The sequence below is a fragment of the Haloarchaeobius sp. HME9146 genome, assembly GCF_025399835.1.
Taxonomy (GTDB): Archaea; Halobacteriota; Halobacteria; order Halobacteriales; family Natrialbaceae; genus Haloarchaeobius.
This window is the reverse complement of record NZ_JAODVR010000001.1, coordinates 786,180-805,128: the sequence shown is the minus strand read 5'-3', so window position 1 is coordinate 805,128 and position 18,949 is coordinate 786,180. Positions and strand designations below refer to the sequence as shown.

The following is an 18,949-nucleotide window of genomic DNA, read 5'->3' as shown; positions in this document are numbered from 1 at the left end:
ATGGCGGAGTACGGCACCACCCGGATGTCCTCGGAGTTGCGCCAGCAGGCCGAACAGCATCTGCACCTGATGGACCACCTCCAGGAGTTCGGCGCGGAGTTCGGGGAGTACCCGACGCTGGTCGACGACCCCGGCGACTACAAATCGGACCGACCGAACGTCTGCTACCAGGTGGCCGACGACGTGTTCGTCCACGTCTTCGGCGACCTCGGTATCGACACCACCTACTACTGCATCGAACCGACGCTCTCGGAGCAACAGCGCGACCTGTACGCGCAGGTCCGCCAGCGCATCCTCGACCGGTCGGTCACCCGGCCAGCGCCCTCGGAGAACGATGAGTTCGAGAAGCACCTCGACGGCCTCCTGAACGAGGTCGTCTCGGTCGGCGGGGCCATCAGCGGCATCGGCGGGGCACTCGGCGGGAACATCACGGTCGACCAGCAGACCTACCACTCGCTTCGCTACCACCTGCAGCGCGACATCGTCGGCCTCGGCCCGCTCGACCCCGTCATGCAGGACCCGGAGAACGAGGACATCCACGTCATCGGCCCGCACCAGTGCGACATCGACCACGGGACCTACGGGATGGTCGGCACGAACGTCGACTTCGGCTCGCTGGAGGCGTTCCAGAACTGGATCCGTAACATGGGCGAGCGGATGGACACGCCGGTGTCTGACTCGCACCCCATCATCGACTCGACGCTCCCGGACGGGTCGCGTGTCAACATCATCTTCTCCGACGACGTCTCGGTGAAAGGCCCGTCGCTCACCATCCGTCAGGGCGAGGAGATTCCGCTCTCCATCTTCCAGATCACGAAGTGGGGCACCCTGAGTCCCGAACTCAGCGCGTACCTCTGGCTCTGCCTGGAGAACGAGCAGACGGTGTTCGTCGTCGGGGAGACGGCGTCGGGGAAGACGACGACGCTCAACGCGAGCCTCTCGTTCATCCCGAACGACTCGAAGATATACACCGCCGAGGACACCGCCGAGGTGAAGCCGCCACAGGAGACGTGGCAGCAACTCCTCACGCGTGAGGGCTCGGGCGACGACGGCGCGGACGTCGACATGTTCGACCTCGTCGCGGCCGCGCTGCGCTCGCGCCCCGACTACATCATCGTCGGGGAGGTCCGCGGGGCGGAGGGCCAGATGGCGTTCCAGGCGGCCCAGACCGGCCACCCGGTGATGCTCACGTTCCACGCCTCGGACATCGTCTCGATGATCCAGCGGTTCACCGGCGCGCCCATCAACGTCCCCGAGACGTTCATGGACAACTGCGACGTGGCGCTGTTCCAGAACCGCGTCAAGCAGGGTGACAAGGTGCTTCGCCGGGTCACGTCGGTCCAGGAGATAGAGGGCTACTCCGACTACGAGGGCGGCGTCGTCACGCGACAGGCGTTCAACTGGGACCCCCGCGAGGACAACGTCGACTTCACCGGCCGGAACAACTCCTACGTGCTCGAAGAGCAGATCGCGGAGCTGCTCGGCTACCAGGACACCCGGCTCATCTACGACGAACTCGACAAGCGCGCCGAACTCATCCGGCGCGCGATGGACGCGGACATCCTCGGCTACCACGAGGTGAACGAGTTCATCGCCGACTTCCAGCGCGACGGGATGGAGGGCATCCCCATCCGGACCGCCGACCTCGGCGCGACCATCTGACCATGTCAACCGCGACCCAACAGCCCGGCGACGTGAACGCCCTCATCTCCTCCATCCAGGAGGCCTACCGGCGGATGGAGATGCCGGTTCGGACGTACCTGCTCATCATCGTCCTGCCGTCGTTCGTGTTCGCGGTCGGGACCATCGCCATCACGGTCGCGCTGTCGCTCTCGCTGACCGTCGGCGGCCCGCTCGTCCTGCTCGGACTGTTCTCCGTGGTCGCGGCACTGCTCTATCCGAAAGCGGTCCAGGACAGACAGCGCAAGCAGATCCGGCAGCGCTTTCACCTGTTCTTGACCCACATCACCGTCCTCTCGATGACGAACATCAATCGCGTCGAGATATTCCGGACCCTCGCCGAGGAGGACGAGTACCAGGCGCTCGCCGAGGAGATGGGCTACCTCGTCGCGCTGGTGGACACGTGGAACCAGAGCCTCGACGACGCCTGCCGGATGCGCGCCCGGCAGGTGAACTCCCCCCTGCTCTCTGACTTCCTCGAACGCCTCGCGTACACCATCGGCGGCGGCCAGCAGATCTCGGAGTTCCTCATCGACGAACAGGAGAGCATCATCCAGCAGTTCGTCATCCGGTACGAGGCGGACCTGAACAAACTGGACGTGATGAAAGAGCTCTACCTGTCGATGATGCTGTCGACCGCGTTCGTCCTCGTGTTCGCCATCGTCCTCCCCGTCCTCGTGGGGGTCAACCCGACGCTCGCGGTCGGGGCGGTCATCGGGATGTTCGTCATCGTGCAGGCCGGGTTCGTCTACGCCATCCACACCATCTCGCCGTACGACCCGGTGTGGTACATCCAGGAGACTGCCGGTGACTACCCGCTCAAGCGCGCCCTCCCCGCGATGGTGGTCGGTGGTGGCCTCTCCATCGTCTCCTTCGCCGTCGTCGGTGGTATCCTGCTCGGCTACCTTCCCATCGAGAGCGACATCCTCCCGTTGCCCATCATGGCGGCCATCCCGGTGACGCCCCTGCTCATCCCGGGCTGGCTGGTCCGCAGGGAGGAGAAGAAGGTCCAGGACCGCGACAGCGAGTTCCCGAGTTTCATCCGGGCGCTCGGGGCGGTCGAGTCGGTCAAGCAGACCTCGACCGGGAACGTCCTCGAGACCCTTCGCAAGAAGGACTTCGGCTCGCTCACCAAGAACATCGACAACCTGTACAAGCGCCTGAACATCCGCATCGACTCGACGCGGTCGTGGGCCCTCTTCGCCGCAGAGACCGGCTCGTACCTCATCCAGAAGTTCGGCGACATGTACGTCGAGGGCCGCCGGATGGGTGGGGACCCGAAGATGCTCGGGCAGGTCATCTCCCGCAACTTAGGAGAGGTTCTGAAGGTGCGCGAACAGCGCCAGCAGGCGACCACGACCCTCATCGGGGTCCTGTACGGCCTCACCGCCGCCTCGGTGTTCTCCTTCTTCGTCGGGCTGGAGGTCGTCGAGTTGCTGATGCAGATAACCGAGGACATGAACCTGAGCGCGAGCCAGATGAGCTTCCTGCTGTCGACGAAGCAGTACGACGTGCAGATGATCGAGTTCCTGCTCATCCTGACCATCGTACTCAACGCGGTGCTCTCGTCCATCATGATCCGGGTGACCGACCGCGGCCACATGCTGAGTGGGTACGTCCACTTCGTGGCGCTCACGTGGACCGGCGCGCTCACGGCCGAGCTGACCCGCTACGTCGTCGACGCGCTCATCTCCGTCTGAGTCGCCCCGGCGCGACACAGCCCGCGACTCAGTGCTCGATATGGCAAGAGCTTTTATACCGATATGGACCGAGGATTCCAGTAGGAGACACGGATGTCACTGCACACCGAGAAACCGTATCTGCGGTCGATGCCCAGCACTCCGGCGGCCATGGAGGCCACCATGGAGTGGGCTCGCTACCTCGGTGAGACGTTCGGGACCAGCGGGGCGCTCAACTGCCTGCGCTACTACGAACACCTCGGCTGGATCAGTTCGACCGTCCGGAACGCGATGGTGACGTACATCCGCGGGCTGTCGCTGGCCGAGATCCACAACAGGAAGTACGACGAACCGGCGACACTGGAGTACCCCCTGGAGACGCTCTCGGGGACACCCTTCGGGACCCACGCCCGGTCGCTCAAGTACATCGCCAGGATGGCAGACGACGACCTCGAAGAGCACCTGATGCTCGCCCGGCTCGCGGAACGACGGGTCGAGAAGGACCTCGACGACCAGGACCCCCCTCGACAGGAGATAATCAAAGCCATCGGTGACGACTGACGAGCCATAAAATATTTCTGATACATGCTGCGAGTATCGGCAGTACCGACAGAAATCACCAATTCTGAATTTTAGAGTTTCGAGTACCTGAGACTGTAATTTACTGCATTTCCTGACTAGCGAATTCCAGCGCCTCTCGGCCATTACACTTATGTCATAGAATGTTGGTTGGCCGATTGACTTATTGCAGAGGACTCCTAGCATCTATTCAGTATCTGGACGCGGCTCGAGGCTCCTGGTGGAGGCCCCTTACGTCCGTTCGGAGAAGGCCAAAAGGTGACGACAATATGTACGACGATTCCGATTCCCAGTCGGTGTTCAGCGACCTCACGGCAGCTGCCACCGGTGACGATAGTGGCGAGGAACAGTACGAACTGACCATCGGGTCCGCCCACAAGGTCGACGACAAATCCGTCGAGCGAGAGCTCGACGAGATGCTCGACTCGGTCGAGAAAGCGCTCCCGACCGACCACGCGGACTTCGAGGAGACGATCATCAAGGAGAACCTCGACGAGATCTTGCTCATGCTCATCTCCCTTCGCGGGGAGACCCACGGCAAAGAGCTCATCTCGGACCTCACGCGCCTGTTCGACGCCCAGCTGAGCCCGGGGACGGTCTACCCCAGCCTGCACCAGCTCGAAGAGGAAGACACGCTTCGCATGCACAAGAAGGTCCGCACCAAGGAGTACTCTATCGAGGACGAACACCAGGTCCGCGTGACCGTCGAACGCACCATGCTCCAGCACCTCGCGTTCGGCTATCTGCTCTACTCGTTCCTCCCCCGGCTCTAATCTTCGATATCTTCAGCGATAGACGCGAGACTATCACTCGGCTTCTCCAGTGCGGTGTAGAACGCGCGGTCTCCCGGGGCCCGCACGCCGTACTGGAACGCGTCTTCGATGATGTCGACCAGCACCGACCCGCCAGCGCTGCGGTTGTGCTTCGAACACCACTCGGCGAGTCGGTCGTCCCCACTCTTCTCGCGGGCGGCCGACGGCGTGTCGAAGACACCGGCGATGACCAGCCCCTCGCTCGTCAGGTGCGATTCGATGCGGGCGTGGCGCTCTTTCCCATCGAGCATCATCCGGACGACCTCGCCTTCGGGGAACTTCTCGGCCTCCTCGGCCGGGAGTTCGATTCTGAGTCGGTCGGTCGCTCCGTGTTTCTGTAACTTCGCTCGCACCGTCGGCACTGCATCGGAAGAAACGCGATCAGCCATACGTACCAATGGACCGTCACGGCTGGAATACCTGTCGCTCGCCGGGGAAGGGCGCGAAAGAAGTGTCGTGGGCCGCGAGCGCGCGCCGAGGGAGTGACCCTCAGGAGACCTACGACGCGCTCGGGACGGACCCGTCTGGTGGTCTTACTCTTCGTCTGCGTCTTCGTCCTCGTCCTCGCCGCCTTCGAGGCCGAGGAGCTCCGGGACGCTCTTGTCGCCGACGGAGACGACCTTCGTGTTGATCTGGCTGGTCTCGTCGGAGACGACGCGACCGCGGAGGGTCAGGCGCTTGCGCTGGCCCGGACGGTCCGGCTTGTAGCCGACGGAGCGCTCCTTCATCAGGACCTCCTTGAGGTTCGGGCCGGCGATGTCGGCACGCATCGGGCGACCGGCGGCGTCGGAGCCGCCCGTGATCTCGAGCGTGCAGCCGTCGAGGCCGACGGCGGCGCCGTCGACTTCGTCACCGATCTCCTTGTTGATGAATCGGTTGGCGTCCTGTTCCTCTGCTTCGAGTTGGTGTGTCGCGCCCGTCTCGGGGTCCGCAACGACGACGTTGAAACTCGCCATAGTGCTCCCAACTCGTTCACCGTCGTTCAAAACTCCGTCGAAACCACCCCGAAAGGTAAGTCACCCGCCGCCGAACCAGCGACCATGCAACCCGGCCGACTCGAGCTCCGGCTCGAACGCGAGTTCGGCGGACAGGCCCACGTCGTCGTGCGCGAGGCAGTGGACCTCCACGACTCCGGGCAGTACCGGCGGGACGCGGGCCACGAGCTCACGTCGGACGTCATCGTGGACAACCTCCGCGACGCACCCGAGGGTGACGTGGTCGAGCGCTGGAACTGGTGGCTCGGGTCGCTCGCGCTGGCCTACGGCGACGAGTACCAGTACTTCACCGTCAGGCGCAGCCAGCGCGAGAACGGGACGTTCTGAGCCCGTCGGCTGGACGTTCCGAACCGACGAAGGGAAACACCTCCAGCAGCAAGGTGGAGACAGATGCAGCTACGGTTCCTCGGCGGTGCGGGCGAGATCGGTCGGAGTGCCATCCTCGTCGACGATTCGCTCTTGCTCGATTTCGGGATGGCTTCGGGCAACCCCCCGCAGTACCCCGTCGACCAGCCGACGCCCGATGCCGTGGTCGTGAGCCACGGCCACCTCGACCACGTCGGCACCATCCCGGCCCTGCTGTCGGGCAACGAGCGCCCCCCGGTCCACTGGACGCCGCCGACCGCCGAACTCACGCAGGTGCTCGGGCGGGACACGCTCAAACTCAACGGCGGGACCTACGACTGCCCGTTCACCGAGGCCGAACTGAAGCGACTCACGCAGGTGTCGCACACCCACGCCTACGGCGTCCCGTTCGAGGCCGCGGGCTACGAGGTGACGTTCTTCAACGCGGGCCACATCCCCGGCAGTGCGCACGTCCTCGTCGACGACGGGGAGACACGACTGCTGTACTCGGGCGACTTCCACACCGAGAACCAGCGCCTGCTCGCCGGCTCCCGGGACCGCCCCGACGCCGACGTGGTTCTCACGGAGGCGACCTACGCCGACACCTACCGCGACCCCCGGCCCGAAATCGAACAGCGCTTCGCCGAGAGCCTGAAGACGACCATCTGGGAGGGCGGCACGGTCGTCGTCCCTGCCTTCGGTATCGGCCGCACCCAGGAGATAATGTGCGTCTGCGCCGCCCACGACATCGGCTGTTACGTCGACGGGATGGGCAAGCACGTCACCGAGATATTCCGCCGGTATCCCAGCTTCCTGCGTGACGCCGACGAGCTGAAACGGGCGAGTGGGCACGCCCGGTTCGTCACCGGCCGCGATGGGCAGCGAAAGCGCATCGCGAAGCAGAACACGGTCATCATCACGACCTCGGGGATGCTCCACGGCGGCCCCGCGATGACCTACGTCCCCGAGATCCGGGACCACCCGGTGAACAAGATAGCGTTTACTGGATATCAGGTCGAGGGCACGCCGGGCCACCAGGCGCTCGAACACGGCCGGGCGGAGATAGACGGCCGGGTGATGCCGATATCCGCACAGACCGAGCAGTACGACTTCTCGGCCCACGCCGACGCGAACGCCCTGCGAGAGTTCCTGGATTCCTACCGCGACACGCCCATCCTCGTGAACCACGGCGACGACTGCGCCGGGTTCGCCGCCGAGTTGCGCGAGGAAGGGTTCGAGGCGGCCGCACCCGAGCTGGGGTCGACAGTCGAGGTCTGAGAGGGGCTGCGCTCCCTGTGATACGCGACGCCGAGAGAGTCTCGTAACACGACTTCCAGTCGCCTCTCAGTTCACGTCTTTGGGGTTCACGAGCAGGTCGAACCGGTACCAGTCGCCCTCGTACTCCGCGATCGCGTTGCGGAACTCGACCCGCCCAGAGTACTCGCTGGCGGGACGCAGATGCGCCCGGATGCCGAGGTGGGCCAGCGCCGACGCCAGCCCGTCGGAGAGGGGATGGTCCTCGTTGTGTCCGGAGTAGTTCTCCGGGTCGACGACCGCGTCAAGCACCTCGCGCTCGGCGTCCGAGACCGACACGTCAGAGAAGCGTACGTCGGGGATGGTCTCGTTGGCGTAGCGCTCGAACGCCTCCGCGGAGTCGGCGACCTGCTCGAGCGAGAACGTCCGTTTCGGGACCGACACCGTCCGACGGTCCGTGACCGGACGATAGTAGTCCTCGGCGTATTCGACGTACTCGAACGGTGGCGACGGAACGAGTTCGCTCGCGTCCGGGTCCATCCCCTCGTGGTACTCGACGGGCTGGAGTTCGTCGAACTCTGGTTCGCCGAGGAACCCGTCGTTCCCGGCGTAGATGGCGTCGAGGGCTGCCTGGACGATGGCCGCGTCTCGTTCCGAGAGCGAGGAGAATGGCTCCCGGAGGACCGTCGCGTCTCCCGCTGGCTCGTCGTCGGTTCGTTCGACCGCGAACAGCCATCGGTCCCGGTCGACCTGTTCCTCCTCGACGTGGATGTGGTAGTAGACACCGTCTCGCAGGACGAACGCGGGGCGAGGGCGGGCGTGGTCGCCCCAGTACGTCAGTTCGGTCAGGGGCCACTGGACGGCAGTGACCGTCCCGGTCTCGAACAGTTCGTCCACGAACGCCTGCTTGCGTTCGGCCGTGTAGTCGAGCCGGGTCTCGGCCCGCCGAGAGGCAGGGTTCGCGACGAGGAACTCGCGTCCCAGCGGCGTGTCGAGGTCGCTCGCGAGGAACCGGTAGTCCTGGCCACCGCCGAAGGAGAGACAGCCAGCGGTCGTCGTCGAGAGCCCCGCGAGGCCCGCGAGCGTGCCGAGGAGGGAGCGGCGGGAACGTAGCATCGGAATATCGTCATGAACAGATAGTGAGAGTAAACCTCTTGTGTTCGAACGGGAGACGAGCCGGGCTACTGGCGGGGGTCACGCCGCCAGGAAGTCCCTGATCGGTGCAATCTGTGTCTCGTCGTTCAACCCCGGCGGGTGTCCACAGTCGAGTTCGAGCAGTTCCATCCCCGGTCGTCGTTCCAGCATCTCCTCGACCGTCTCCTCGTGCAGGATGTCCGACTCGCGGCCCCAGACGACGAACACCGGACAGTCCAGCGATTCCCAGTTCGCCCACGCCTCGGCGTCGGATTCGTCGTTGCGCAGCAACGGGGCGACGATTCGCTCGTCGTAGTCACGGGTGACGCGACCGTCGTCTCGCCGTCGCATACTGGTCAGGGTGAACCGTCGCCACTGGGCGTCGGTCTTCGGGTTCGCGGTGGCGTAGGTCTCGCGGTACCAGGCCTCGAGTTCGGAGACGGTGTCGCAGACCGGCGGGTTCGTCAGGTAGTCCACGATGCGTTCGACGCCGACCTCGGAGTGGGTGAGGACCGGCCCGATGTCGTTGCAGACCAGGTGCGTGATTCGGTCGCGGAGCGGACCGGCCGCGAGTGGAATCCCGAGCAGGCCGCCCATCGAGGTGCCGACGTAGCGGAACTCCTCGAGGTCGAGCGCGTCGCAAAAGCCCAACACGGTCTCCCGGAGGCCAGCCTTCGCGTACTCGGTGTCGGGTTCGTCGGCCCACTCGCTGAGCCCGCGGCCGGGCATGTCCGGACAGATGACGCGGTACTCGTCGGCGAGTTCGCGGGCGAGCGGGTCGAAGTCCCGCCCGTTCCGGGAGAGACCGTGGACGCACACCACGACGGGGTCGTCGGGGTCACCCCAGGCCGAATAGTGAATCTCGGTGTCGGCGACCGTGACGAACTGGTCGGTTCGGTGTGGCTGCGCGGGTCGTGCCATGTGTATACGCGCCACAGCGAGGCAATCCAGTATAAAATGCGAGGCTAGCGGCGCACTACGGCGTGAGCCGGTAGAACCGGAAGAAGTCGTTCTCGATGGGGAGCACCTCGACCCGGTCGTAGCCGGCGGCGTCGGCGTACTCGCGGAGCGTCCCGGCTCGCATGACGGTCCCGGTCGCAGCCGAGGGCTGGTCCGCCAGCCCGACCGGCAGACAGTGGAGGATGCTCCACCCGTACATCATCCAGTCGAAGTCGGCCTCCTCGCCGAAGGTGTCGCCGACGCGTTCGTCCATCACGAGGACGGTCCCGTCCTCGCCGGCGAGGTCGCGCATCGTCCGCAACACGCCGACCGGGTCGGACATGTCGTGGACGCACTCGAAGGCGGTCACGAGGTCGTAGGGCTCGTCGGTCGTCGCCTCGGCCGCGTCCCGCTGGTGGACCGTCACCCGGTCTTCGAGCCCCGCCTCGGCGACGTGCTCGCGGGCTGCCCGGACCGAGGCCTCGTCGAGGTCGTACCCGTCGACGGTCACGGTCGGATACGACCGGGCGATGCCGATGGCCGAGTACCCGTGGCCACAGCCCACGTCGGCGACCCGGGCACCGACCGACCGCAGGCGTTCGTCCACGTCGTCGAGCGCAGGGAGCCACTCCTGGCCGAGCTGGTGGAGGAACGCGGCGCGGTTCATCCGCCCCTGCCCCTCGTGCATCTCGTGCCCGTAGGCGTCGAAGGGGACGCCATCACCGGTCCGGTAGGCCGCCAGCACCGCCTCGATGGGTGCAGCCGCGCCGACGAACACCTGTGCCAGCGGGGCGAGGAAGTCGAGGCTGTCGGCATCGGTCAGCGGCTCGACGCGCGACTCGGGGATGGCGTACCGGCGAGACTCGGCCGGGAGTCCCGGGTCGTCGACGGTGAGCACGTCGGTCACGACCTGCTGCTCGCACCACTCGCGGGCGTAGCGTTCGTGGGTGTCGGTCTCGGCCGCCAACTGGGCGGTGGTCAGTGGGCCCGCCTCGGCGAGGGTGCGGTAGTAGCCGAGCCGGTCGCCGAGGAATATCGCGTAGATGGTGAATGCACCGTCGACGGCATCCACGAAGCGCTCGATGAACTGTTCCTTGCTGGCCTGGGTGGTCGTCTGTCCCATGGCTACCGAGAGGAGACGTGACACTCTATAGTCACTTACCGAGACGGTGTACGGGCCATGAGAACCGTCTCAGGGCGTGAACGAAGAGGCCGGTCACGTGTGTCCCAGTGGCGACCCACGAAACGGAGATAGAGCTAACCAGCTGTGTGAACAAGTATCACGAAACGCCACGGGGAGGACCACCGATGCCGAACGAGATACTCGACGAGATACTGCAGACGACCCTCGAACTCGCGGCCGAGCCGACGCCGGCCGCCGGAGCGGACGAGCGCCTGCCGACCGACGACCTCGTCGCCGTCGTCAGGCACCGCGAGGTGCTGGAAGCCCTCCTCTCGGGGCCGCTGGACCGCCGGGATATCGAAGCCGAACTCGACGTCTCCCGGGCGACGAGCCACCGGTTCACTCGCTGGCTCGCCGAAGAGGGGTTGGCGGTCCGGGAGGACGACCACTTCCGGCTGACCGGGAAGGGGCAGGTGTACGCCGAGCAGCTGGTGACGTTCGACCGGAACCTGCGGGCCGGGTCGTCGCTCGCGCCGCTGCTCGACGTCATCTGCGAGGACCACCAGGAGTTCGTCGTCGGGCCGTTCGCCGACGCGACCGTCACGACCGCCACCCCAGCGGACCCGTACCGACCGGTCGCCCGGTTCGTCTCCCTGCTGGAGCGGACGGAGACGTTCCGGGGGTTCAACACTACCCACATGGCCCCGCCGGGGCTGGCGAGCGTGTACGAGCACCTCTTCGACGGGGTCGAGACCGAGATACTGTACCTCCCTACCGTCGTCGAGAACCTGTTCGAGGCCTACCCAGACCGCGCCCGCGAGGCCATCGACGCTGGACACCTCACCCTGCGGACTCGAGACGCTCTCCCCTACGGGCTCGCCATCTTCGACGACCGGGTCGCCATCGGGGGCTACGACGACGAGACCGGGACCATGCGGGTGTTCGTGGACACCGACTCCGCCATCGCCAGGGGGTGGGCAGAGCGCGTGTTCGAGACCTATCGCGAGCGCTCGGAACCCATCGAGGCCGGTGCGGACGAGTGTACGGACAGGTCGTCGGGGTCGACCCACACCGAGTAGGGAGATACTGTCTACCGGGCAGAACGTTTTTGTATACCAGATAACAATTCCGGGCATGACCACGAAACTGACCGCTCTCTTCCTGGTTGGTCTGATGGTCGTGACTGCGGGGTGTGCGGGACTGGGACAGACACCCACCAGTGACACCGGGACCACTGCCGTCGAAGCGTCGGATACGCATTCGACAGAAGGACAGACAGTGACTGACACGTCCACGGAGTCGACCCTGCCGGCTGGCGCGTATCCGGCCGGTGTCGGCAAATCGGGGGTGACGAACGCGTCCAGACTGATAGACGAACACGTTTCAGTCATCTCGACTGTCAGTTACTCCATACGGTACATGCAGCGAACGGAGGTCGAATACGACAACGGGAGTTCCCGGTGGGCCGAGTACAGTCGACTGGAGATGAAAAGCGACATCGATGAAAAACGGCGGACTACGCGACGGCTGTCGTATCCAGTACGGACCCCCGACGAATCTGCGCCGACAGAGTTGGTCGCGTTCCTGAACGAATCGGGTGACTCGTTCAGACGGCGGTCGCAGGCTGGCTCCTCGGACGTTTCGTATATGCGGCAGGAGTACCAGGACTTCGAGACGGCACACGCAGGAAGTGGAATCGCCAATCTGCTGACCCAGATTGTCGAACAGGGAGAAGGCAACTTCACGCTCGATGAAACGTGGACTGAAGACGGTACAAGGTACTTCCAGTACACGGCCCCGACAGCGAATTTCACAGTCAGAGGCGATGGATTGATCGTCAACGCCTATGCGGAGATGGGTAACAGGTTCTATCTCGAGATCACGCCGGGACCGGTCGACGTCACGAAGCCGGACTGGGTGAGTGAGGCCAAGAACGAGACACGGAGTATGCGACCCGGGCAGGGCCCGACAACCGTCTTGTACCCGTGATATGAGGAGATAAGCGATTCTGCCGGGTGGGAAGACGCTGGGACTACCGCCAACCCAACCTACACCTGCCCGGCGCACGACTCCATCCCCATGGAGTACACACGACTCGGCGAGACCGGCCTGGAGGTCTCGCGCCTCTGTCTCGGCTGCATGAACTTCGGCACCAGTCAGCCGTGGATGACCCACGACCGCGAGCAGTCCCTCGACGTCATCGACCGCGCCAGAGAGCGCGGCATCAACTTCTTCGATACGGCAAATATCTACTCGACGGGCGAGAGCGAGGAGATTCTCGGCGAGGCCATCGAGGAGTACGACCGCTCCGAACTCGCCATCGCGACGAAGGTGTACTTCCCGATGCGCGACGGCCCGAACGGCGGCGGCCTCTCGCGAAAGCACGTCCTCGATCAGGCGCAGGCGAGCCTCGACCGGCTGGGCACGGACTACATCGACCTCTACCAGATCCACCGCTGGGACGACGAGACGCCGATTTCGGAGACGCTCTCGGCACTCGACCACCTCGTCGACGAGGGCGTCGTCAGGTACGTCGGTGCGAGTTCGATGCCGGCCTGGAAGTTCACGAAGGCGCTGTACGAGGCCGACGTGGAGAACTACGAGCGCTTCGTCTCGATGCAGTGCGAGTACAACCTGGTCGACCGCCACGAGGAGGCGAACGTCCTGCCCGCGTGCCGGGACCAGGGTATCGGGGTCATCCCGTGGTCGCCCCTCGCCGGCGGGTTCCTCTCGGGCAAGTACGAGCGCGGCGAGAAGCCCGAGGAGGGCCGCGCCGCGACCGACGAGTACACGCGAGAGCGCTTCACCGAGGACGGCTGGGCCGTACTCGACGTGGTGCGGGAACTCGCAGACGAGAAGGACGCGACCCCGACACAGGTCAGCCTCGCGTGGCTGTTGCACAAGGAACTCGTCGACGCCCCCATCGTCGGCCCGAAGTCGGTCGACCACCTCGACGAGGACGTGGGCGCACTGGACGTGGACCTGACCGACGAGGAGATGGAGCGCCTCGAAGCGCCCATCACGCCCGTCTGGAACCGCGACATCGGTGACGTATGAGCTTCGACCGGTCACAGGTGTCGACGGTCACGTTCGACTCCTACAGCACGCTGGTGGACGTGGATGCGGCCGAGAACGCCCTCGCCGCCCGCGTCGAGGACCCGGAACCGGTGTCCAGACTGTGGCGCGCCCGGTCGCTCGAATACACCTTCGTCGGCAACCACGTCGACGTGTACAAGCCGTTCTACGAGGTGAACCGCGACGCCCTGACGTACGCACTGGACGCCCACGACGTGGCTGTCACCGAAGACGAACGCGACGAGATACTGGCGGTGTACCACGAACTGGACGTCTTCGACGACGTTCGCGACGGTATCGAACGCCTGCGAGACGCCGGCTACGACACCTACGTCGTCTCGAACGGGAACCCGGAGATGCTGGATTCGATGGTCGAACACGCGAACATCGGTGACCTGCTCGACGGGGTCGTCAGCGCCCACGAGGTGGAAGTGTTCAAACCCGACGCCGAACTGTACCGCCACGCCGCGGCCCGCACCGGCACGTCCATCGACGAGATCGCCCACGTCACCGCGGGCTGGTTCGACGTACTGGGCGCTCAACACGCCGGGATGCAGGGTGTCTGGGTGAACCGGAAGGACAACCCGTGGGAACCCTTCGGCGACGAGCCGGACCTCGCGGTCGACGGCTTCGACGAACTGGTCGCGAGGCTCGAATAGCGACGAATCGGGAGAAGGTCAGGGGTACAGGCGGTAGAAGCGGTTGCGCTCGTGTTCGATGGGGAGCACCTCGACCCGGTCGAACCCGGCTTCCTCGGCGTACCGCCGCAGGGTGTCCGGACGCATGACCGCGCCGGTCTCGGCCGACGGCTGTTCGGCCATCCCGACCGGCAGACAGTGGAGCATGCTCCAGCCGTAGGTGAGCCAGTCGTACTCCAGTTCGTCGCCGAAACCGTCGCCGACCCGGCGGTCCATCACGAGGACGGTCCCGTAGTCGCCGGCGAGGTCACGCATCGCGGTGAGTGCACCGACCGGGTCCGCGAGGTCGTGGATGCACTCGAACGCGAGGACGAGGTCGTAGTGGTCGTCGGTGCGCAGACTGGCCGCGTCCTCCTGCTGGACGTCGACCCGGTCGACCAGGCCGAACTCGGCGACGTGACGCCTGGCCGACTCGACCGCAGCCTCGTCGGTGTCGAAGGAGTCGACGTGGACCGTCGGGTACGTGTCGGCGACGCCGATACCGGCGAACCCGTGGCCACAGCACACGTCGGCGACCCGTGCGTTCTCCAGCTGGAGGGTGGCGTCCACGTCGGGCATCGAGGGGATCCACTCGCGCCCGAGCAGGTCGAGGTAGGCCGTGCGGTTCAGCCGTCCCTGGCCCTCGCGGTAGTCGTCGCCGTACGCCTCGCGTGGGACGCCCTCGCCCGTCCGGAAGGCGTCCACGACGGCCGATATCGGGCTCGTGGCACCGACGAACAGCTGGGCGAACGGTGCCATGAAGCGCTCGCTCTCCAGGTCGGTGAGTATCTCGACGTGGGCCGGGGGGAGGGCGTACCGGCGGTCCTCGGCCGATTTCGCCGGGTCGTCGACGGTGAGGATGCCGGAGACCGTCTGTTGTTCGCACCACTCGCGGACGTACCGCTCGTGGGTGGCTGTCTCGGCCGCCAGGTCGGCTGCCGTGAGGGGGGTGTCACCGGCGAGGGCGTGGTAGAGCCCGAGGGTATCGCCGATGTAGATGGCGTAAACGTCGAACGCGCCGGCGAGGGCTCCGATGAGCCGCTCGGCGAACGCGTCGCGCTCCGCATCCGTGGCCAGGGTTGCCATACCCGTACAGAAGTGGCTCAAGACACTAAACGGTCGTGTCGGGGCGTCAGACAACTCAGAAACCCAGATTACAGTTCGTCGAGGCGTTCAACCACGGCGTCCGCCAGCACCCCTGCCGCGGCCGGGTGGCGGTCGAAACCGAGCGACGGCTGGACGAGGTCGAGTTCGAACAGGGTGAACGTCCCGTCCACCTCGAGACCGTCGACGCGGGCGTACAGTGGGACCTCACCGAGTTCGTCGGTCGCGGCGGCGACGACCGCCCCTGCCGCCTCCTGAACGTCGGGAGGTGGCGACTCGACGGGCCGCCTGCCCCCGAAATGGTCGAGTATCCGGAAATCGCCCGCTTCGGGACGGTTCAGGACGCCGTGGGTGTACGCACCGTCGGCGAAGACGAGCGACCACTCGCCATCTGATATCTCGGGGACGAACTGCTGGACGAGGATGTCCTCGTGGTCCCGCAGGCTCTCGAAGCGCTCCTGGTGCGAGTCCGCACGGGCCCGGTCGGTCCGCCAGATCTGGTCGGTGCCGGCGCTCACGGCGGGTTTGACGACGGCCTCGCGCCAGTCGTTGGCGTCGAGAATCGCCTCCAGCGACCTGCTATCCGCCCCCGAGACGTAGGTGGTCGGAACCGTCTCGATGCCACGGCCCGCGAGGTCGCGCAGGTAGAACTTGTGGCTGTTCCAGCAGATGGTCGACGGTGTGTTCCAGAGCGTCGTCTCCGCCGCGACCGCCGTGACCCAGTCCTCGAACTCGCCGATTCGACTGTGGTAGTCCCAGCACGACCGGACGAGGACGGCGTCGTAGTCCACCCAGTCGACGGATTCGTCGGACCAGACGGCCGGGTCGATGGTCACGTCGCGCTCGCGAAGGGCGGCCGCGAGCTGTCGGTCGTCGTCGGTCAGGTCGGCAGAGTCGGCGCTGGTTGCGAAGGCGACGTGAGGCATCTGGTCCGACAATGAGACGGGATGAAATAACTCGACCGGTGAAGTTGCCCCCCTCGGTCGGGTATCATCCGACGTGAGCGGGAGGTACCGAGCGACCGTCAGAGGAACATATTTTTCCAGACAGGTTTTTCAGCAGTGGTTCCGAACGTCGAGACGAACTGGACACAGGTCCTTCGAGTACGATGCACGACAACGGTCCCTCCACGACTCGACGTAGCGTTCTGAGCCGGCTCGCGGCGACCAGCCTCGTTCCCACCACCTCGGGACTCCCGAGTACCGGTGCTTCAAGCACTGCGGACGTCTTCTCCAGACACGACAGTGGGACGGGAGCGACGCGAGCCGTCCGGTCGTACGACCAGCACATTAGCCCGACCGAACTCGACGAACGGCGTCGTGACGCCCTCGAAGCCGTCGGGGCAGACGACGGGCGGATGACCCTCCAGGCCCGGCCGTCGCTCGACGGAACCCACCGCATCACTGCCCACGTCATCGACACGGTCGCGGCCGGCCACCTGCGCGAGTTCGTCGGAATCGCAGGAAGCCCCGGCGACGCCCCACGGACACACGACCAGGCGACGCAGTTCTGGAACCGACAGCGCACGAGAACCGACAGGTCCCCGGACGACTGGGCACGGCTCGACACGGAAGTCACCTACCTGCGGGAACCCTTCGGGAAGCTGCACGTCCAGTACAGGGCTGCCCAGGAGAACGGCTGGTTCGGCCTCAAACAGTCACAGACGCTCATTCCAGGCGTCAACGCCCACGGGTGGGACAGCGACGCGGAAGCCGTCTCGCTCACCGTCACACACGACTACGGGGAGTACGACCGACACGAGCGAGCCGACCCACTCGTGGCGGTCCAGGATTACGAACCCCGGTCGGCCGATTCCCTCCGGCTCGACGGTGACACCGATCCGGCGGTGTACCGGTGGACGACCCCGACACTACCGAGAGATGTGCGCGGCCACACCGTGGCCTACGAGGTCGGGTCCTCGGCGACCCACGACCGGCCAGCATGTGCCCAGGACATCGTCGACGTCGGCCAGTGGGCGACCTTCGCAGACCCGGCGGCCGGGGAGGCGACGATCGGTGGCGAGTGGGTGCTGTCGGTCGGCGGGGCATGTGGACACAGCCCGTATCAGTAGGGGGAACTGTCTTTGCCTCCTCGTGAGAGGAACTAGATATGACAGACCCGTTCGTCGTCGTGGGCGGTGACGCGGCTGGCCTCAGCGCCGCGAGCAAGTGCAAACGCGAGGACCCCGACCGCGAGGTCGTCGTCTTCGAGAAGGGGTCGTGGGTGTCCTACGCCCACTGCGGGACGCCGTACTTCGTCAAGGGCGAGGTCGAATCGCTCGACCGGCTGCTGTCGCTCTCCCCGGAGGACGTCGCCGACCGTGGCATCGACCTGAAACGCCACCACGAGGTGCTGTCGGTCGACACCGACGCACAGACCGTGACGGTTCGCGGGAGCCACGACGAGACGTTCGAGCAACCGTACGGCGACCTGCTCGTCGCGACCGGGGCACACGCCGTCACGAGCCCCATCGACGGCGCGGGCTGCGAGGGCGCGTTCACCATGCACGGGCTGGATTCGGCGGCCCGGACACGGGCGTTCCTGCTCGGCCCCGAAACCGACGCCGTCGCCGACATCGGTGGCGAACCCTACGTCGACGAGGCCGAGGTGACCCACTACGGCAACATGGAACCGCCGGAGTCGGTCGCCATCGTCGGCGGCGGCTACGTCGGCATCGAGATGGCGGAGGCGTTCTCGGCGCACGACCTCGACGTGCACCTGTTCCAGCGCAGCGAGCACGTCCTGAAACCGTTCGGTGAGCCCGTGGCCGAACGCGTCGAGGACCACCTCCGCGAGCAGGGGGTCACCCTCCACATGAACAGCGAGGTCGAGGGCATCCGGAGTGACAGCGAGGGGACCGTCGAGGCCATCGCTTTCGACGGGAAGGCCATCGCCGTGGAGATGGCGCTGGTCGGCATCGGCATCCGGCCGAACATGGCCATCATCGAGGACACGCCTGTCGCCATCGGGGACTCGGGTGCCATCGCGGTCGACGACTACGGCCGGACGAACGTCGAGGGCGTCTACGCCGCCGGCGACGTGGCCGAGATGCGCCACGCCGTCACGGGCGACCCCGACTGGGTGCCCCTCGGCCTCACCGCGAACCGGGCCGGGCGCGCCATCGGCCAGACCGTCGCAGGTACCGACGACGACCCCGAACCCGTCGGCGACATCGCCGGCACCGCCGTTGTGAAGGCGTTCGACCTGGAGTGCGGCCGGACCGGTATCACGGACGTAGAGACGGCCCGCGAGCACGGGTTCGACCCGGTCTCGGAGACCATCACCTCGCGCTCGCGGTCGGGGTACTACCCCGGCGGGGCCGAGACGACCGTCACCCTGGTCGCCGACCGCGACTCGAAACGCCTGCTGGGCGGGACCATCGTCGGCGCGGACCGGGCCGCCATCCGCATCGACGTGCTCGCGATGGCGCTGGAACAGGACGCGACGGTCCCCGAACTCGAACGGACGGACCTCGCGTACGCCCCGCCGTTCGCGCCCGTGTGGGACCCCATCCTGACCGCGGCGAAGGTGCTCCGCGGCGCGATGGCGTGAG

19 protein-coding genes are annotated in these 18,949 nt (G+C 65.9%); 12 read left to right on the top strand and 7 right to left on the bottom strand.

What is annotated here, in order from left to right; genetic code table 11:
- The 4 genes from N6C22_RS04135 to N6C22_RS04120 all read left to right on the top strand — a co-directional run bounded on the left by N6C22_RS04135 (window position 1) and on the right by N6C22_RS04120 (window position 4,711).
- Entirely contained in the window at window positions 1–1,662 is a 1,662-nt protein-coding gene (locus N6C22_RS04135) for a type II/IV secretion system ATPase subunit (RefSeq protein ID WP_261649600.1), read from the top strand.
- 2 nt (window positions 1,663–1,664) lie between these two features.
- Complete coding sequence (gene flaJ / locus N6C22_RS04130) at window positions 1,665–3,380, top strand: archaellar assembly protein FlaJ (protein ID WP_261649599.1); 1,716 nt, start codon at window positions 1,665–1,667, stop codon at window positions 3,378–3,380.
- Window positions 3,381–3,473: 93 nt separating this feature from the next.
- A complete protein-coding gene (locus N6C22_RS04125) occupies window positions 3,474–3,920 on the top strand; it encodes a FlaD/FlaE family flagellar protein (RefSeq protein ID WP_261649598.1) in 447 nt (148 codons plus the stop codon).
- A 287-nt stretch (window positions 3,921–4,207) separates the two neighbouring features.
- The gene (locus N6C22_RS04120) at window positions 4,208–4,711 is read left to right on the top strand and encodes a PadR family transcriptional regulator (RefSeq protein WP_261649597.1); all 504 of its coding nucleotides are present in this window, start codon (window positions 4,208–4,210) and stop codon (window positions 4,709–4,711) included.
- Here N6C22_RS04120 and N6C22_RS04115 read toward each other — a convergent pair.
- Both N6C22_RS04115 and N6C22_RS04110 read right to left on the bottom strand, forming a co-directional pair.
- Entirely contained in the window at window positions 4,708–5,139 is a 432-nt protein-coding gene (locus N6C22_RS04115; RefSeq protein WP_261649590.1) for a hypothetical protein, read from the bottom strand. The two genes, N6C22_RS04120 and N6C22_RS04115, sit on opposite strands and share 4 nt — an antisense overlap.
- A gap of 144 nt (window positions 5,140–5,283) precedes the next feature.
- Entirely contained in the window at window positions 5,284–5,706 is a 423-nt protein-coding gene (locus N6C22_RS04110) for a 30S ribosomal protein S6e (RefSeq protein WP_261649588.1), read from the bottom strand.
- A gap of 84 nt (window positions 5,707–5,790) precedes the next feature.
- Here N6C22_RS04110 and N6C22_RS04105 point away from each other — a divergent pair, with 84 nt between their 5' ends.
- Window positions 5,791–6,072 (top strand): hypothetical protein, encoded by a 282-nt coding sequence (locus N6C22_RS04105; protein WP_261649585.1) that lies wholly within the window; start codon window positions 5,791–5,793, stop codon window positions 6,070–6,072.
- Between the two features lie 63 nt (window positions 6,073–6,135).
- The gene (locus tag N6C22_RS04100; protein WP_261649583.1) at window positions 6,136–7,368 is read left to right on the top strand and encodes an MBL fold metallo-hydrolase; all 1,233 of its coding nucleotides are present in this window, start codon (window positions 6,136–6,138) and stop codon (window positions 7,366–7,368) included.
- A 66-nt stretch (window positions 7,369–7,434) separates the two neighbouring features.
- Here N6C22_RS04100 and N6C22_RS04095 read toward each other — a convergent pair whose 3' ends face one another.
- From N6C22_RS04095 to N6C22_RS04085, 3 genes are all read right to left on the bottom strand, one after another.
- Complete coding sequence (locus N6C22_RS04095; protein WP_261649581.1) at window positions 7,435–8,460, bottom strand: hypothetical protein; 1,026 nt, start codon at window positions 8,458–8,460, stop codon at window positions 7,435–7,437.
- A 78-nt stretch (window positions 8,461–8,538) separates the two neighbouring features.
- A complete protein-coding gene (locus N6C22_RS04090) occupies window positions 8,539–9,399 on the bottom strand; it encodes an alpha/beta fold hydrolase (protein ID WP_261649579.1) in 861 nt (286 codons plus the stop codon).
- Between the two features lie 55 nt (window positions 9,400–9,454).
- Window positions 9,455–10,540 (bottom strand): bifunctional 2-polyprenyl-6-hydroxyphenol methylase/3-demethylubiquinol 3-O-methyltransferase UbiG, encoded by a 1,086-nt coding sequence (locus tag N6C22_RS04085; RefSeq protein ID WP_261649577.1) that lies wholly within the window; start codon window positions 10,538–10,540, stop codon window positions 9,455–9,457.
- Window positions 10,541–10,725: 185 nt separating this feature from the next.
- Between N6C22_RS04085 and N6C22_RS04080 the strand changes: the two genes are divergently transcribed.
- The 4 genes from N6C22_RS04080 (at window position 10,726) to N6C22_RS04065 (ending at window position 14,274) form a co-directional block, all read left to right on the top strand.
- Window positions 10,726–11,619 carry a winged helix-turn-helix domain-containing protein gene (locus N6C22_RS04080; protein ID WP_261649575.1) on the top strand — a complete coding sequence of 298 codons (894 nt, stop codon included), beginning with the start codon at window positions 10,726–10,728 and terminating at the stop codon, window positions 11,617–11,619.
- Between the two features lie 55 nt (window positions 11,620–11,674).
- Complete coding sequence (locus tag N6C22_RS04075; RefSeq protein WP_261649573.1) at window positions 11,675–12,529, top strand: hypothetical protein; 855 nt, start codon at window positions 11,675–11,677, stop codon at window positions 12,527–12,529.
- 90 nt (window positions 12,530–12,619) lie between these two features.
- Complete coding sequence (locus N6C22_RS04070) at window positions 12,620–13,597, top strand: aldo/keto reductase (RefSeq protein ID WP_261649572.1); 978 nt, start codon at window positions 12,620–12,622, stop codon at window positions 13,595–13,597.
- The gene (locus N6C22_RS04065) at window positions 13,594–14,274 is read left to right on the top strand and encodes a haloacid dehalogenase type II (protein WP_261649570.1); all 681 of its coding nucleotides are present in this window, start codon (window positions 13,594–13,596) and stop codon (window positions 14,272–14,274) included. The genes N6C22_RS04070 and N6C22_RS04065 overlap by 4 nt, the downstream gene beginning before the upstream one ends.
- An 18-nt stretch (window positions 14,275–14,292) precedes the next feature.
- On the opposite strand, the gene N6C22_RS04060 is transcribed toward N6C22_RS04065, so the two are convergent.
- Both N6C22_RS04060 and N6C22_RS04055 read right to left on the bottom strand, forming a co-directional pair.
- Entirely contained in the window at window positions 14,293–15,378 is a 1,086-nt protein-coding gene (locus N6C22_RS04060) for a trans-aconitate 2-methyltransferase (protein ID WP_261649568.1), read from the bottom strand.
- 68 nt (window positions 15,379–15,446) lie between these two features.
- Window positions 15,447–16,322 carry a RimK family alpha-L-glutamate ligase gene (locus N6C22_RS04055; RefSeq protein ID WP_261649566.1) on the bottom strand — a complete coding sequence of 292 codons (876 nt, stop codon included), beginning with the start codon at window positions 16,320–16,322 and terminating at the stop codon, window positions 15,447–15,449.
- Between the two features lie 182 nt (window positions 16,323–16,504).
- On the opposite strand from N6C22_RS04055, the gene N6C22_RS04050 reads away from it, so the two are divergent.
- Window positions 16,505–17,467, top strand: a complete 963-nt coding sequence (locus N6C22_RS04050; protein WP_261649564.1) for a hypothetical protein — start codon at window positions 16,505–16,507, stop codon at window positions 17,465–17,467.
- 38 nt (window positions 17,468–17,505) lie between these two features.
- Window positions 17,506–18,948, top strand: a complete 1,443-nt coding sequence (locus N6C22_RS04045; protein ID WP_261649562.1) for an FAD-dependent oxidoreductase — start codon at window positions 17,506–17,508, stop codon at window positions 18,946–18,948.
- The last annotated feature ends 1 nt before the right edge of the window (window position 18,949 follow it).

Bases quoted from the DNA above. Each gene is read 5' to 3' on its own strand.
- N6C22_RS04050 (WP_261649564.1), top strand. From the start codon at position 16,505: ATGCACGACAACGGTCCCTCCACGACTCGACGTAGCGTTCTGAGCCGG.
- N6C22_RS04085 (WP_261649577.1), bottom strand. From the start codon at position 10,540: ATGGGACAGACGACCACCCAGGCCAGCAAGGAACAGTTCATCGAGCGC.
- N6C22_RS04070 (WP_261649572.1), top strand. From the start codon at position 12,620: ATGGAGTACACACGACTCGGCGAGACCGGCCTGGAGGTCTCGCGCCTC.
- N6C22_RS04120 (WP_261649597.1), top strand. From the start codon at position 4,208: ATGTACGACGATTCCGATTCCCAGTCGGTGTTCAGCGACCTCACGGCA.
- N6C22_RS04080 (WP_261649575.1), top strand. From the start codon at position 10,726: ATGCCGAACGAGATACTCGACGAGATACTGCAGACGACCCTCGAACTC.
- N6C22_RS04060 (WP_261649568.1), bottom strand. From the start codon at position 15,378: ATGGCAACCCTGGCCACGGATGCGGAGCGCGACGCGTTCGCCGAGCGG.
- N6C22_RS04065 (WP_261649570.1), top strand. From the start codon at position 13,594: ATGAGCTTCGACCGGTCACAGGTGTCGACGGTCACGTTCGACTCCTAC.
- N6C22_RS04125 (WP_261649598.1), top strand. From the start codon at position 3,474: ATGTCACTGCACACCGAGAAACCGTATCTGCGGTCGATGCCCAGCACT.
- N6C22_RS04075 (WP_261649573.1), top strand. From the start codon at position 11,675: ATGACCACGAAACTGACCGCTCTCTTCCTGGTTGGTCTGATGGTCGTG.
- flaJ (WP_261649599.1), top strand. From the start codon at position 1,665: ATGTCAACCGCGACCCAACAGCCCGGCGACGTGAACGCCCTCATCTCC.
- N6C22_RS04055 (WP_261649566.1), bottom strand. From the start codon at position 16,322: ATGCCTCACGTCGCCTTCGCAACCAGCGCCGACTCTGCCGACCTGACC.
- N6C22_RS04090 (WP_261649579.1), bottom strand. From the start codon at position 9,399: ATGGCACGACCCGCGCAGCCACACCGAACCGACCAGTTCGTCACGGTC.
- N6C22_RS04100 (WP_261649583.1), top strand. From the start codon at position 6,136: ATGCAGCTACGGTTCCTCGGCGGTGCGGGCGAGATCGGTCGGAGTGCC.
- N6C22_RS04115 (WP_261649590.1), bottom strand. From the start codon at position 5,139: ATGGCTGATCGCGTTTCTTCCGATGCAGTGCCGACGGTGCGAGCGAAG.
- N6C22_RS04110 (WP_261649588.1), bottom strand. From the start codon at position 5,706: ATGGCGAGTTTCAACGTCGTCGTTGCGGACCCCGAGACGGGCGCGACA.
- N6C22_RS04045 (WP_261649562.1), top strand. From the start codon at position 17,506: ATGACAGACCCGTTCGTCGTCGTGGGCGGTGACGCGGCTGGCCTCAGC.
- N6C22_RS04135 (WP_261649600.1), top strand. From the start codon at position 1: ATGGCGGAGTACGGCACCACCCGGATGTCCTCGGAGTTGCGCCAGCAG.
- N6C22_RS04095 (WP_261649581.1), bottom strand. From the start codon at position 8,460: ATGCTACGTTCCCGCCGCTCCCTCCTCGGCACGCTCGCGGGCCTCGCG.
- N6C22_RS04105 (WP_261649585.1), top strand. From the start codon at position 5,791: ATGCAACCCGGCCGACTCGAGCTCCGGCTCGAACGCGAGTTCGGCGGA.